Raw genomic sequence first — 12,761 nt, forward strand, 5'->3', positions numbered from 1 at the left:
ACACGAAGTACGGAGTACGGAAGGGAGCGGGAGGCTCAGCCCACGGGCACCCGGGGCCGGAAGCGCGCGGCCACCCAGACGCCGCACAGGGCGAAGGCCAGCATGATCGCGGCCACCCCGGCGTAGCCGGTGCCGAGCGAGACCTTCGCCGCCCGGCCCACGGCCGGCATCAGCAGCACCGAGCCCAGGCCGATGGCCAGCAGCCGCAGCGAGGCCATCTTGGCCTTGTCCCCCTCGCCCGCGTGCTGCTGGAGCGAGGCCAGCAGCCAGACGAGGCTGTTGAGGTTGGCGAAGCCGCCCAGCAGGAACGCCGCGAAGTGCACGACCGGGTTCCCGCCGGCGGACAGCAGCAGCGCGATCGCCGCCTGTACCGCCAGCCAGAACGGCAGCAGCTTCTGCTTCGCCGTGCGGGAGGTGAAGAAGGAGGCAGTGACCATGCCCACGCCGAAGGTGGCCTCCAGCGCGGAGACGTACCAGCTCCGGCCCTCGTAGAAGCGGTCGACCAGCGGGACGACCAGGGTGCTCATGCTGTTCGCGAAGAGGAAGTCGGCGGCGCAGGTCACCACCATGGCGAAGACGACGGCCTCGCCCCGGTAGCGGCCGAACATCCGCCGCCAGTCCCCCAGCATGCCCGTCAGCGCGGCGCGCAGCAGCGCCGGGGACAGCGGCCGGGTGTTCTCCGTCCTCTCCGGCCGGACGCCCCGGGCCACCCCGGCGCACAGGGCGGAGGCGGCCACGCTCACCAGCAGCGCCCTGGCGGGCGTGCCGAAGGCCAGGACGACGCCGAGCAGCGCCATCCCGATCACCACGCCGACCTGGAAGGCCATGCCGGTGACGGCGTTGAACCGCACCACCAGGCCCCGGTCGATGTGGTGCGCCGTGAACTTGAACAGCGCGGCCCGCTCGACGTTGTCGAAGACGGCCAGCAGCACGGCCGCCGCCATGATGAACGGCACCGGATCGCCGACGGGCGCGGCGGCGAAGCCCGCGATGGCCAGCACGCAGGCGGCCTTGCAGAGGGCCGCCGTCACATAGACCCGCGTGGAGCGCAGCGCGTCGACGACCGGCCCGCAGAAGGGCAGGACGCAGATCGCGCCGATGCCCTGCGAGGCGAGCACGGTCACGAACGCGCCGGTGCTGCCGGTGAGTTCGAAGAGGAGCTGGCCGAGCGCGAGGACGTTCAGGCCGAAGCCGAGGCTGGACATCAGGATCGCGCCGAGCATCCGGCGCGCCCTCGGGTCCTGCCAGACGGTTCTCATCTCACCCACCGGCCTTGACGAGCCCACCGGCCTCGGCGAGCCCACCGGCTTCAGCGGGCTCGACCGTGATCGTCCGGGCGCACTCCCGCAGGAACGCGCCGAGCTCCTCCGGGTCCTCGTGCGACGCCTCGATGAAGACGGGCACCAGCCACTCGTGGTAGGTGACGTGGTCGGGCAGCGGCCGCTCGCGGTCGAGGACGTACAGCGCGTCCACGGCGGGGTGGTCCCGCAGCTCCGGCGGCACGTGGATGGTGTGGCCCGGGGCGGGGTCGAGGTGGTGGCCGGGGACGGCCAGCCAGCCGTGGTGGCGGCCGCTGGGCTGGGCGGGGGCCGGTCGCTGGAGCCCCAGCCGGATGGCGATCTCGTGGGAGGGCAGGTGCACTCCCGTGTGACGCAGGTGGGCGTCCACGACTCCGGCGCCGCCCATGCGGTTGGCGACCTCCAGGAAGACGAGCTCGCCCTCCTCGGTCTCGAAGAGCTCCAGGTGGAGGGTGCCGGCCTCGATCTCCAGCGCCTCGACCACGCGCTCGGCGAAGTCCCGGTAGCGGCCGTCGCGGTCGGGGATCTGGTGGGAGGCCAGCGGGAAGCCGCCCAGGTAGTCGACGGGCTTGTTGACGTACCGGCTGACCGCGAGGTCGACGAGCGTGCCGCCGCTCACCAGGCCGTCGGCGTGGAGGATGGCGCCGTCGATGTACTCCTCCAGCTGGACGTCCTGCCGGTGCTCCAGCTTCCAGTAGGCCGTCAGCGCGTCGCGGGCGGTGTCGTGGACGGTGACGCCCTCGCTGGAGGCGCCCTGCCGGGGCTTGATGACGGTCCGGCCCGTCCAGGGCAGGGCGTCGCAGGGGGCGGGGGCGGCCTCGAAGCGGGGGTAGCGGATGCCGGAGTCGGCGAGGGCCCGCTTCATGCTGACCTTGTCGCGGACCCGTTCGAGGTGTTCCAGGGAGGGCCCGGCAAGGCCCAGGTGGCGGCGGATGTGCCAGGACTCCAGCATGCCGAACTCGGAGAGGGACAGCATCCCCTCGTAGCCGTCGGCGCGGGAGACGCGGGCGGTGACGCCCGCCACCAGGTCCTCGCCCTCGGCGAGTTCGATCCGCCGGCAGCGCAGACCTGTGGGGAGGTCCGCCATGCGCGCGGGGTGCCCGATGTAGGTGACCTCGTGCCGCTCGTGGTCGAGGCCGAGGTGGTAGGAAATCTTGCGGTACGGGACCTGGTGGATGACCAGAATCTTCATGCGTGAAACTCCAAGGCCGTGATCCCCCAGCTGAAGCCCATGGCGCTGCTGGCCAGCAGCACCAGGTCGCCGCGCGCCAGTTTCTTGTCCGTGAGCAGGCCCTGGAGGGCGATGAGGGTGTCGGCTCCGCCCATGTGGCCCAGCCGGTGGTAGTTGAAGACGCTCTTCTCCCGGGGCAGGCCGATGCTCTCCAGCAGCCGCTCGTGCATGTCCTTGTCGCCGTGGTTGATCAGGAAGTAGGCGACATCCGCCAGTTCCTTGCCCAGGGCTTTCAGGGTCTCGTCGACGAGCGCGCCGAAGTTCTCGACGTAGGCGTCGGCGAGGCCCGCGCGGTGTGGGGCCCGCCGGATGACGACCCGGTTGTCCCGGTGCTCGCCGTAGTAGTAGTCCGACCAGGAGGGGTCGGTGCGCATCGCCGAGTGGAGCAGGGAGAAGGACAGGTCGCCGCCGGAGAGGAGCACGGCGGCCGCCGCGTCCCCGAAGTTGAACAGCGCCTTCGAGCCGGGGTCGGTGTGGTCGACCATGCGGCTGAGCCGGTCCCCGATGAGCACCAGGGTGTATCCGGTCCGGCCCAGGGTGATGGCGTCGGTCGCGATCCGCAGCGCGGTCATGCCCGCGTTGCAGAAGTTCGCGACCTCGAAGGCGTGCGCCCCCTCGATGCCGAGGGCGTCGGCCACCCGGGCCGCCGGCGACCAGAACGGCTTGTCCCAGTCGCCGGAGCCCGCGTAGATGACCTGTCCGATGTCGGCGGGGCGGACGGCGGTGCGGGCCAGTACGGCCCGCGCCGCCTCGGCCGCGAGTTCCCACGCCTGCTCCCGCTCGCCGAGGACGGGGAAGCCCTCGCCGTGGGTGATCCGGCGGATGCCGTCCTCGGGCACGCCCGAGGAGGCGGACATCTCCTTCACTCCCAGGTACGAGGCGGGGAAGCGGACGTCGAAGTCGACTATGCCGCCCACGGCTCACTCACCCGCGTCGATGCTGACCCGGTGGACGGTCCGGGAGACGCCCGGCTCGACGGCGGTGGCCTGGTGGAAGGTCGTCTTCGTCTTCCAGATCACGAGGTCCTTGGGCGTCCAGCGGTGGGTGTAGACGTGGTCCTCGTCGGCGAGCAGCTCGTCGACGAGCGAGAAGAACGCCTCGTTCTCGTTGGGGTCGAAGCCCGCGACCGAGTCCATGTACTCACGGGAGCCGTAGAGGTACGGTCGCCCGGTCACCGGGTCGGTCTGCACCAGCGGGTGCTCCACCTTGGGGTGCTCGATGTCGATGAGCGCGCGGAACTCGGCGACCGACAGGCCGACGTGCTCGGGCCGGATGCGCAGCCGCTTGCCGACGGTGTGGACGCCGGTGCGCCCGGCGAGCTTGTCCTTCCACTCCTGGGGCAGCCGGTCGTAGACGTCCAGCGCGCTGGCGTAGAGGGTGTGGCCGCTGGTGCCGGGGACGTTGACGCCGTGGAGCATCGTGTACGGCGCCGGGTCGGCGACGAACGTGGAGTCCTGGTGCCAGAAGTTGCCGACGCGGGCGACGCCCAGCGGCTTGTCGTTCTTGACCTCGTTGGACGAGATCATGATCTCGGGGTACTCCGGGTGCCGGTACTTCTGGATGACGAACGGCACCGGCCGGCCGAGGCGGGCGGCCAGGGAGATCTGCTGCTCGGGGGTGAGCTCCAGCTCGCGTACGACGACGAGTTCGTGGCGGTGGAGCCGGTCCACGAGCTCCTGGAAGACCTCGGGGCGGGTCAGGTCCTCGTAGGTGACGCCGGTGAACTCGGCGCCGATGAACGGGGTGATCTCACGGATCTTCACGATGTCTCTCTCAGTCCTCCGCCAGGCACTGCTTCAGCGCGCCGACGAAACGGTCGATCTGCTCATGGGTGCGGTAGGGCGGGGCGGTGACGCGGAAGCGCTCGCCGCCCCGGGGCACCGAGGGGAAGTTGATGGGCTGGACGTAGATCCCGAACTCGCCGAAGAGGCGCTGGGAGATCCGCCGGACGCGGTCGCTGCCGGGCACCATGACGGGCACCAGGTGGCTCTCGGCGTCGATGAAGTCGATGTTCTCGGCCCGCAGCCGGGCCTTGAGGTACTCGGCGTTGGCCATCACGTCGCGGCGCAGGTCGTTTCCGGTCTGGACGAGTTCCAGGCCCCGGAGGGTGGCGTCCATGCTGGCCTTGGGCAGCGCCGTGGTGAAGATGAAGCCGGGGGCGGTGGAGCGTACGTAGTCCATCGCGACGTCGGGGCCCACGACATAGCCGCCGACCGTGCCGATGGCCTTGCCGAACACGCCCTGGACGAAGGTGGCCCGGTGGTCGCCGAGCAGCTCGGAGAGCCCGGCGCCCGTGGCGCCCATGATGCCGATGGCGTGGGTCTCGTCGAGGAACGTCAGCGCGTTGTGGCGCTCGGCCAGATCGAGGATGGCCGTCAGGGGCGATACGTCCCCGTCCATGGAGTAGACGGACTCGAAGACGATCAGCTTCGGGCGGTCGGGGCCGTAGGCGGCCAGCGCCGTCTCCAGCGCGTCGACGTCGTTGTGGGGGAAGACGACCTTCTCGCAGCCGCTGCGGACGATGCCCTCGATCAGGGAGCGGTGGTTGAGGGCGTCCGAGAAGACGACCATGTCCGGGACGGCCGCGATCAGGGTGCTCAGCGTCTCGAAGTTGGCCACGTAGCCGCTGGAGAAGACGAGGGCGCGCTCCTTGCGGTGCCAGGCGGCCAGCCTGGCCTCCAGCTCGACGTGGGTGGAGCTGGTGCCGGCGATGTTGCGCGAGCCGCCGTTGCCGGTGCCGTGGAGGCCGGTCGACTCGGACTGGATCTTGATGAGGTCCGGGTGCTGGCTCATGCCGAGGTAGTCGTTGCTGCACCAGACCTGCACCCGGCGCCCGTGGTGGAGCGTCTGGCCGGGGTCGTCCGCGAGGTGGCCGACGGGAATGAATTCCCGGTAGAGGCCGTCGCTCTTCAGCCGGTCTATCTTCCGTCGGTACACATCGAATATCGCGCCGGAATCCACGGCGCGCACAGCCGTCGTCACTTCTTTGTCTCCGATTTCGTGTGCGGTTTACGGATACGGGGTACCGTCCGTCAGCCCCAGGCCGAGTCGCCCGGGGTGGCCGGGGCCGGTGCGGCCTCCGCCGTCACCACCGAATCCGCGGCCCCGCCCGTCGGAGCCATCGCGCCGAGAGCCGCGAGAAGAGCGACCGTGAACGCGCCAATAAATTTCCGCAAAGAATTCGTGAGCCGCATGGCCCCCGTCCCCCTATTCACCGGCGGGGCGTGATCGCCCTCGCTTCGATAAATCGATCCTGCCCGAGGAACCGAATCGGAAGACAGCCGTCACTGGCATCATGATCATGCAATTGAGGAACCTGAAGGGGGAACGGATGTGCACAAAGGGGAGCAATCCCGGTGTAGTCGACCTCGTCGAGGTGTGCCCGGCGGGCCTGGACGTCTACGGCAAGGCACTGGAGGAGGGCGGGGTCACGGGTGAGGTGCCCGAGTGCCTCACCGCCCTGGGACTGCTCCGGCCCGTGCCCGGTGCCGCCGGACGGTTCCTGCCCGTGGCCCCGGACGTCGCGGCGGCCGCGCTGGCCCGCCCCGTCGAGCGCGCCCTCCTGGAGCACCAGCAGGCCCTGGCCGCCATCCGGGACTCGGTCGCCGGCGTGGAGGCCGTCCACCGCGCCGCCCGGTCGCGCGGGGACCAGTCCGTCCGGCTGCTCCAGGGCAAGGAGGCGATCAGCACCGCCCTGGAACGGGCCGTCGGCGCCTGCCGCGAGGAGATGCTCACGGCCCAGCCGGGCGGCGGCCGGGCGCCGGAGCTGCTGGCCGAGGCGCTCCCCCGCGACCTGGACCTCAGCGGGCGCGGCGTGCGCCAGCGGACGCTCTACCAGCACACCGTGCGCAGCCACGGCCCGACCCTGGCCTACATCGAGCGGATGTCGGCGGCGGGCGCCGAACTGCGCACCCTCAACGAGGTCTTCGACCGGGTGATCGTCTGCGACCGGACGATCGCCTTCATCCCCGACCACCGCTACGAGGTCAACGGCGCGGCCCTCGCCGTCGAGCACCCGGGGATCATCCGCTTCCTGGTCACCGCCTTCGAGAACGCCTGGGCCCGCGCCGAGCCCATCGTCTACACGCCCAGCCACCAGCGCCCGCAGCTGCTCACCAACGAGACCCGCCGCACGGTCCTGAGCCTGATGGTCAGCGGGTACACCGACGACGCCATCGCCGGCCGGCTGGGCCTGAGCACCCGCACGGTGGCCACCCACATCAAGAAGACCGCCGAGACCCTGGGCAGCCGCAGCCGGGCGCAGCTCGCCTATCTCGTGGCGCGCTCGGGGCTGCTGGAGGAGGAGCCGCCGGAGCCGCCGGTGTCCGGATAGGCCGAAGGCCCGGCCCCCGCGCATGCGGGTGCCGGGCCTTCGGGAGCGGACGCCGGGGCGTCAGCGCTTGGCGCGGGAAGCCGTGCGGCCGCGCTCCTTCTGGTCCAGGACGACCTTGCGGATGCGGACCGCCTCCGGGGTGACCTCGACGCACTCGTCGTCGCGGCAGAACTCCAGGGACTGCTCCAGCGACAGCTTGCGCGGCGGGACGATCGCCTCGAAGGAGTCGGCGGAGGAGGAGCGCATGTTGGTGAGCTTCTTCTCCTTGGTGATGTTGACGTCCATGTCGTCGGCGCGGGAGTTCTCGCCGACGATCATGCCCTCGTACACCTCGGTGCCCGGGTCGGTGAAGAGGACGCCGCGCTCCTGGAGGTTCGTCATCGCGAAGGCGGTGACGGCACCGGCGCGGTCGGCGACCAGCGAACCGTTGTTGCGGGTCTTCAGCTCGCCGAACCACGGCTCGTGGCCCTCGTGGATGGAGTGGGCGATACCGGTACCGCGGGTGTTCGTCAGGAACTCCGTGCGGAAGCCGATGAGGCCGCGGGACGGGACGACGAACTCCATGCGGACCCAGCCGGAGCCGTGGTTGGACATGTTGTCCATGCGGCCCTTGCGGGTGCCCATGAGCTGGGTGACGGCACCCATGTGCTCCTCGGGGACGTCGACCGTGAGGCGCTCGACCGGCTCGTGGAGCTTGCCGTCGATCTCCTTGGTGACGACCTGCGGCTTGCCGATGGTCATCTCGAAGCCCTCGCGGCGCATCTGCTCGACCAGGATGGCCAGCGCCAGCTCACCGCGGCCCTGCACCTCCCAGGCGTCGGGGCGCTCGGTGTCCAGGACGCGCAGCGAGACGTTACCGATCAGCTCGCGGTCCAGACGGTCCTTGACCTGGCGGGCGGTGACCTTGCGGTCCTTGACGGCGGACTTGGCGTCCGCGCCCTTGCCGGTGCCGCCACGGCCGACCAGCGGCGAGGTGTTGGTGCCGATGGTCATGGAGATCGCGGGCTCGTCGACCGTGATCAGGGGCAGCGCGACCGGGTTCTCCGGGTCGGCCAGGGTCTCACCGATCATGATGTCGGGGATACCGGCGACGGCGCAGATGTCACCGGGGCCGGCCACCTCGGCGGGCTTGCGGGTGAGGGCCTCGGTCATCATCAGCTCGGTGATGCGGACGTTGGAGATCGTGCCGTCCCGCTTGATCCACGCGACGGTCTGGCCCTTGCGGAGCTCGCCCTGCTCGATGCGGAGCAGCGCGATGCGGCCGAGGAAGTTGTCGGCGTCGAGGTTGGTGACGTGGGCCTGGAGCGGCGCGTCCTCCTCGTACGTCGGGGCCGGGACGTGCTCCAGGATCGTGGAGAAGAACGGCTCCAGGTTCTCGCTGTCGGCGGGGACGGTGCCGTCCTCCGGCTTGGTCAGCGAGGCGATGCCGTCACGGCCGCAGGCGTAGACGATCGGGAACTCGATCTGGTCCTCGTCGGCGTCCAGGTCGAGGAAGAGGTCGTAGGTCTCGTTGACGACCTCGTCGATGCGGGAGTCCGGGCGGTCCGTCTTGTTGATGCACAGGATGACCGGCTTGCGCTGCTGGAGCGCCTTGCGGAGCACGAAGCGGGTCTGCGGCAGCGGGCCCTCGGAGGCGTCGACGAGCAGGACGACCGCGTCGACCATCGACAGACCGCGCTCGACCTCGCCACCGAAGTCGGCGTGGCCGGGGGTGTCGATGATGTTGATCGTGATCGGGGCGCCGCCGTCCTTGGGGTGGTACTTCACCGCCGTGTTCTTGGCGAGGATCGTGATGCCCTTCTCACGCTCCAGGTCGTTCGAGTCCATGACGCGGTCGTCGACGGAGTCGAGCTGGTGCGCGGCGAAGGCGCCGGCCTGCTTGAGCATGGCGTCGACGATGGTCGTCTTGCCGTGGTCGACGTGGGCGACGATGGCGACGTTACGAATGTCGTGGCGCGTGGGCATACTTGCGGCGCTTCTCCCGGAATCGTGGATGGCGGCGCGTACGGTCCGGTACGCGTGCCTCGCCGGGCGGAACAGGCCACGGCTGCCTTCCATGGTACGGGGACGCCGCGCGCTTGGCGTTCCGGGACCGGGTGCACCCTCGCTGACCTGCGATTTTACTCCCGGGTCCCAGCTCCGGACGGGCTGGAATCAGCCCCTCCGGAGCTTGCGGTCACCGCGTGTCAGCGTTCGAAGCCGATGTCCTGGTACCTCGGGCTCGCCAGCCCGAAGGCGCCCGCGTTCACGACCGTCTTCCGGGCCCCCACCAGCTCGGGCCGCTGGTAGAGCGGCAGGGACGCCGCCACGGCCCAGATCCGGGCGTCCGCCCGGCCGATCAGGTCCCGGGATGCCTCGTCGTCGAGTTCGGTCGACGCCTGGTCGAAGAGCCGGTCGATCTGGTCGGTGCCGACGCGGGTGTAGTTCTGCTCGACGACCAGGGAGCCGTCGGCCGCCGGCTGGGGCTTGGCGAAGACGGGGCGGGCGTCGGTGGCCGGGTAGGGGCCGGTGGGCCAGCCGTAGAGGGCCAGGTCGAAGTCGCCGGAGGCGATGTGGTCCTTGAAGAAGCCGCCGTCGTCGACGGTGACGAGCTCGGTGCGGACGCCGATGGCGTCCAGCTGGCGGGCGATCCGCTCGCCCACGGCCCGGAGCGGCTCGGCGCCGCTGCCCTTGGGCAGAACGAAGCGGAGGACGAGCTTCTTGCCGTCCTTGAAGCGGGCGGGGGCGGCCCCCGCCTTGCCCCCGTTGTCGTACGCGGTGCCGTGGCCGGCCTTGCCGTCGGCGACGGCGCCCGCGTTGCTCTGGTCGTCTCCGCCGCCGTCGTCGTCATCGTCCTCGTCCCCGTCGTCGCCCTTGCCGAGGCCGGGCACGCCGCCTGCGTCGGCGGCCTTCTTCCCGGGGGCGGCGCCGTGGCCCTCCTTCCAGCCCGCGTCGGTGAGCAGGGCCATGGCGGCGTGGGGGTCGACGGAGCCGACGGCGTCGCTGTTGTCCTCGTAGCCCGGCTGCCCGGCCACCAGGAGGTGGCTGCCGAGCGGCTGGGCGGGCAGGCCCAGCGGGGTGAGGACGTACTCGGCGAGGGCCTTGCGGTCGACGGCCCGGGCGATGGCGCGGCGGACGCGCTCGTCCGCGAGCGGGCCGGAGGCGGCGTTGAGGGCGAGCTGGGTGTAGGCGGGCTCCAGGGACTTGCGGACGACCAGGCCGCGCAGGGCGGTCACGTCGGCGGCGGCGGGCTTGTTCGCCCCGTCCAGCCGGGAGCCGTCGGGGCGGGCCCGGCCGCCCGGCGCGGAGGGGCTGCCGACGACGGAGGGGTGGTCGGCCGGCGGGGTCACGGGGGAGCGGCTCCCGGTGAGGCCCGGGGAGCGGCCGTCCTTGTCGGACTTGTCCTTCGGCGCCGCGGTGACCTTCATGATGCGTTCGGCGGCGGCCGGGGTGAGCTCGGCGAGGTCGGCCTTGCCGCTCGCCAGGGCCTCCACGCGCTGGTCGCGCGGGACGGCCCGGAGCACCAGCTTCTCCAGCCGGGCCCGGTCGCCCCACCAGCGGGGGTTGCGGGCGAGGGTGAGCGTGCCCTGCTTGTCGTCCCGGGCGGCGACCTGGAAGGGGCCGGCGGCCTGGGGGGCCTCCTTGCGGAGGGAGTCGTTGAAGGCGGCGCCGTTGCCCATGACCGACTTCGGGTACAGGGGTGTGAAGAGCGCGGGCCAGTCGGCGAGGCTCTTGGCGAAGGTGACCTTGACCTCGCGGTCGTCCGCGCCGCGCTCGACGCGGTCGATGCGGTCGTAGCCGGCGTTGTGGGCCGCCCAGAAGGCGCTGTCCTTGCCGCGCAGGGCCTTCCACTGGGCCTCGAAGTCGGCGGCGGTGATCGCGCCGCCGTCGCCCCAGACGGCCTTCGGGTTGAGCTTGTAGACGACTACCTGCCGGGGGCGGCGCTGGGTGACGGCGGCGGAGACCAGATAGTCCGGGTTCCGCTGCGGGCGGCCCCGCTCGTCGAGGGTGAACAGGGCGGGCAGCACCGCGCCGGCGACCCGCTGGGTCGCCGCGTCCGCGTCGGCCTGGAAGGCGTTGTAGGTGCTGGGCAGCGCGTCGACGGCCCAGGTCAGGGTGCCCCGGTCGGCGACCTTGGCCCGGGCGGCGGCCGCGATGTCCCGGGGGGCGGGCGGGCCCTCGGCGTCGTCCTCCTCCCCGCCGCCGGAGCAGCCGGCGAGCAGCGGCAGGGGCAGCAGCACGGCGGCCGCGAGGAGGACGGCTCCCCGGCGCGGCCGGCGGGCGCGCCGCGTACGGCCGGCCCGGGAGCGGTCGGCGGCAGCGGCGGCACCGGGCCCGGGCGGGGGCGACGGCGGGGACGACAGGGGTGCCACGCGTGCCATGGGTGCTCCCTCCGCCGGACCGGTCCGGGATCGTTCGCGGCCGGCGCGGTGGCGCCGCGCCAGGGCGTCTGCTGCCGCCCACTGAAAGCGACGGCCCGTTCGAAGCCGTGCCGACACGTCGCCGTCCCGGCCGAGGCCACCCACCCGGCCGAACGAAGAGGCGGCCAAAGGGGGTCGGGTGAACGCGTTCCGCCATTGGCGCGATCGCGGCGGCTATCTTCCCCTCAAGGGGTGTGACGCGCGACACTCTCTGTCGCATGACCGGGCGCCACCCGCCATCACCGAAGCGGAAGGCCACATCATGTCCGTCAACGATGACTTGAACGCCATTCAGCGCAGCCTCGACGAGCTCGGCCGCTCGGTGGACCGGCTGGAGAGGCAGCTGGGCAAGGGCGGGCTGGAAGTGCGCAGGCTGCGCACCGACTCGGACCATCTGCGCGACGACCTGGCCCTGCTCCGGGAGCGCGCCACGCGGTCCGGACGGCAGCCGCAGCCGGTCCAGCAGATGGTGACGATCCCCGACGCCCCGTACGACACGTCGCTGTGGACGGACGCGGACGAGGAGGGGCTCGGCTGCCGGGACCGGCGCGCGCCCTAGGGGCCGTCGCGCAGCGGCGAGTCCACCGTCCACTCCTGACCGGAGTCCTCCTTGGCCACTGGTACCGACCCCGAAACCGCCGCCGCGGGCCACGCGCCCGCGCGCGGCGTCCACCACTCCACGCGCGCCGCGATCCCGGCCCCCCATCTGCGCGCCGACCGCTGGTGGCTGTCACCCGCCGTCACGGCCGCCGGGCTGCTCGCCTTCGTCGTGTACTCCACCTGGCGGGCCTTCGCCGGCGCCGACTACTACGCGGCCCCCTACGTCTCGCCCTTCTACTCCCCCTGTCTCGCCGACAACTGCGTGGAGATGAAGGGCGGCGCCGACTGGGGGCTCGTCGGCTCGTGGTGGGGACTGTCGCCCGCCCTGCTGGTGCTGATCTTCCCGCTGGGCTTCCGGCTGACCTGCTACTACTACCGCAAGGCGTACTACCGGGGGTTCTGGGCCTCTCCCCCGGCCTGCGCAGTGCCCGAGCCGCACAAGAAGTACAGCGGTGAGACGCGCTTTCCGCTGATCCTGCAGAACGTCCACCGCTACTTCTTCTACTTCGCGGTGCTCGTCGCGGGGATCCTCACCTACGACGCGGTCCTGGGCTTCCGCGACGCGGACGGCGCCTGGGGCCACATGGGGCTCGGCACGCTCGTCCTGCTCGCCAACATCGCGCTGATCTGGGCGTACACGCTGTCCTGCCACTCCTGTCGGCACATCGTCGGCGGCCGGCTGCGCAACTTCTCCAAGCACCCCGTGCGCTACCGCATGTGGGGCTGGGTGAGCGCGCTCAACGCCCGCCACATGCAGCTGGCCTGGGCGTCGCTGGTGAGCGTGGCGGTGGCGGACTTCTACGTCTATCTGGTCGCGAGCGGCGCCTTCAGCGACCCGCGCTTCTTCTGACGCGCGCCTCTTCTGACGCGCGCTTCTCCTGACAAACGAACAAAGGGAT

The 12,761-nt window shown here is 71.5% G+C and carries 10 protein-coding genes; 3 read left to right on the forward strand and 7 right to left on the reverse strand.

What is annotated here, in order from left to right; all coding sequences use genetic code 11:
• Positions 1–35: 35 nt before the first annotated feature.
• The 5 genes from IE096_RS13305 to hemA are packed head-to-tail and all read right to left on the reverse strand — an operon-like array spanning position 36 to position 5,499.
• Positions 36–1,259 carry an MFS transporter gene (locus tag IE096_RS13305; protein ID WP_189451626.1) on the reverse strand — a complete coding sequence of 408 codons (1,224 nt, stop codon included), beginning with the start codon at positions 1,257–1,259 and terminating at the stop codon, positions 36–38.
• 1 nt (position 1,260) lies between these two features.
• Complete coding sequence (locus IE096_RS13310) at positions 1,261–2,490, reverse strand: ATP-grasp domain-containing protein (protein WP_189451627.1); 1,230 nt, start codon at positions 2,488–2,490, stop codon at positions 1,261–1,263.
• Positions 2,487–3,446: a 3-oxoacyl-ACP synthase III family protein gene (locus IE096_RS13315; RefSeq protein WP_189451628.1), complete on the reverse strand. Its 960-nt coding sequence runs from the start codon at positions 3,444–3,446 to the stop codon at positions 2,487–2,489. Before IE096_RS13315 ends, IE096_RS13310 begins: the two co-directional genes overlap by 4 nt.
• 3 nt (positions 3,447–3,449) lie before the next feature.
• The gene (locus tag IE096_RS13320; RefSeq protein WP_229820137.1) at positions 3,450–4,292 is read right to left on the reverse strand and encodes a TauD/TfdA dioxygenase family protein; all 843 of its coding nucleotides are present in this window, start codon (positions 4,290–4,292) and stop codon (positions 3,450–3,452) included.
• A gap of 10 nt (positions 4,293–4,302) precedes the next feature.
• Positions 4,303–5,499, reverse strand: coding sequence for a 5-aminolevulinate synthase (gene hemA, locus IE096_RS13325; RefSeq protein ID WP_229820138.1), 1,197 nt, complete (start codon positions 5,497–5,499; stop codon positions 4,303–4,305).
• Positions 5,500–5,860: 361 nt separating this feature from the next.
• On the opposite strand from hemA, the gene IE096_RS13330 reads away from it, so the two are divergent.
• Entirely contained in the window at positions 5,861–6,862 is a 1,002-nt protein-coding gene (locus IE096_RS13330) for a helix-turn-helix transcriptional regulator (protein ID WP_189451630.1), read from the forward strand.
• Positions 6,863–6,922: 60 nt separating this feature from the next.
• Here the strand turns inward: IE096_RS13330 and typA are convergent, their stop codons facing one another.
• The gene (typA, locus tag IE096_RS13335; protein WP_189451631.1) at positions 6,923–8,827 is read right to left on the reverse strand and encodes a translational GTPase TypA; all 1,905 of its coding nucleotides are present in this window, start codon (positions 8,825–8,827) and stop codon (positions 6,923–6,925) included.
• Between the two features lie 221 nt (positions 8,828–9,048).
• A complete protein-coding gene (locus IE096_RS13340) occupies positions 9,049–11,223 on the reverse strand; it encodes an ABC transporter family substrate-binding protein (RefSeq protein WP_189451632.1) in 2,175 nt (724 codons plus the stop codon).
• 301 nt (positions 11,224–11,524) lie between these two features.
• Here IE096_RS13340 and IE096_RS13345 point away from each other — a divergent pair, with 301 nt between their 5' ends.
• Both IE096_RS13345 and sdhC read left to right on the forward strand, forming a co-directional pair.
• Positions 11,525–11,821 (forward strand): Rv0250c family protein, encoded by a 297-nt coding sequence (locus IE096_RS13345; RefSeq protein ID WP_126915836.1) that lies wholly within the window; start codon positions 11,525–11,527, stop codon positions 11,819–11,821.
• 51 nt (positions 11,822–11,872) lie between these two features.
• A complete protein-coding gene (sdhC, locus tag IE096_RS13350; RefSeq protein WP_189451633.1) occupies positions 11,873–12,712 on the forward strand; it encodes a succinate dehydrogenase subunit SdhC in 840 nt (279 codons plus the stop codon).
• Positions 12,713–12,761: the final 49 nt, after the last annotated feature.

It is taken from the genome of Streptomyces abikoensis, assembly GCF_014648775.1.
Lineage (GTDB): Bacteria > Actinomycetota > Actinomycetes > Streptomycetales > Streptomycetaceae > Streptomyces > Streptomyces abikoensis.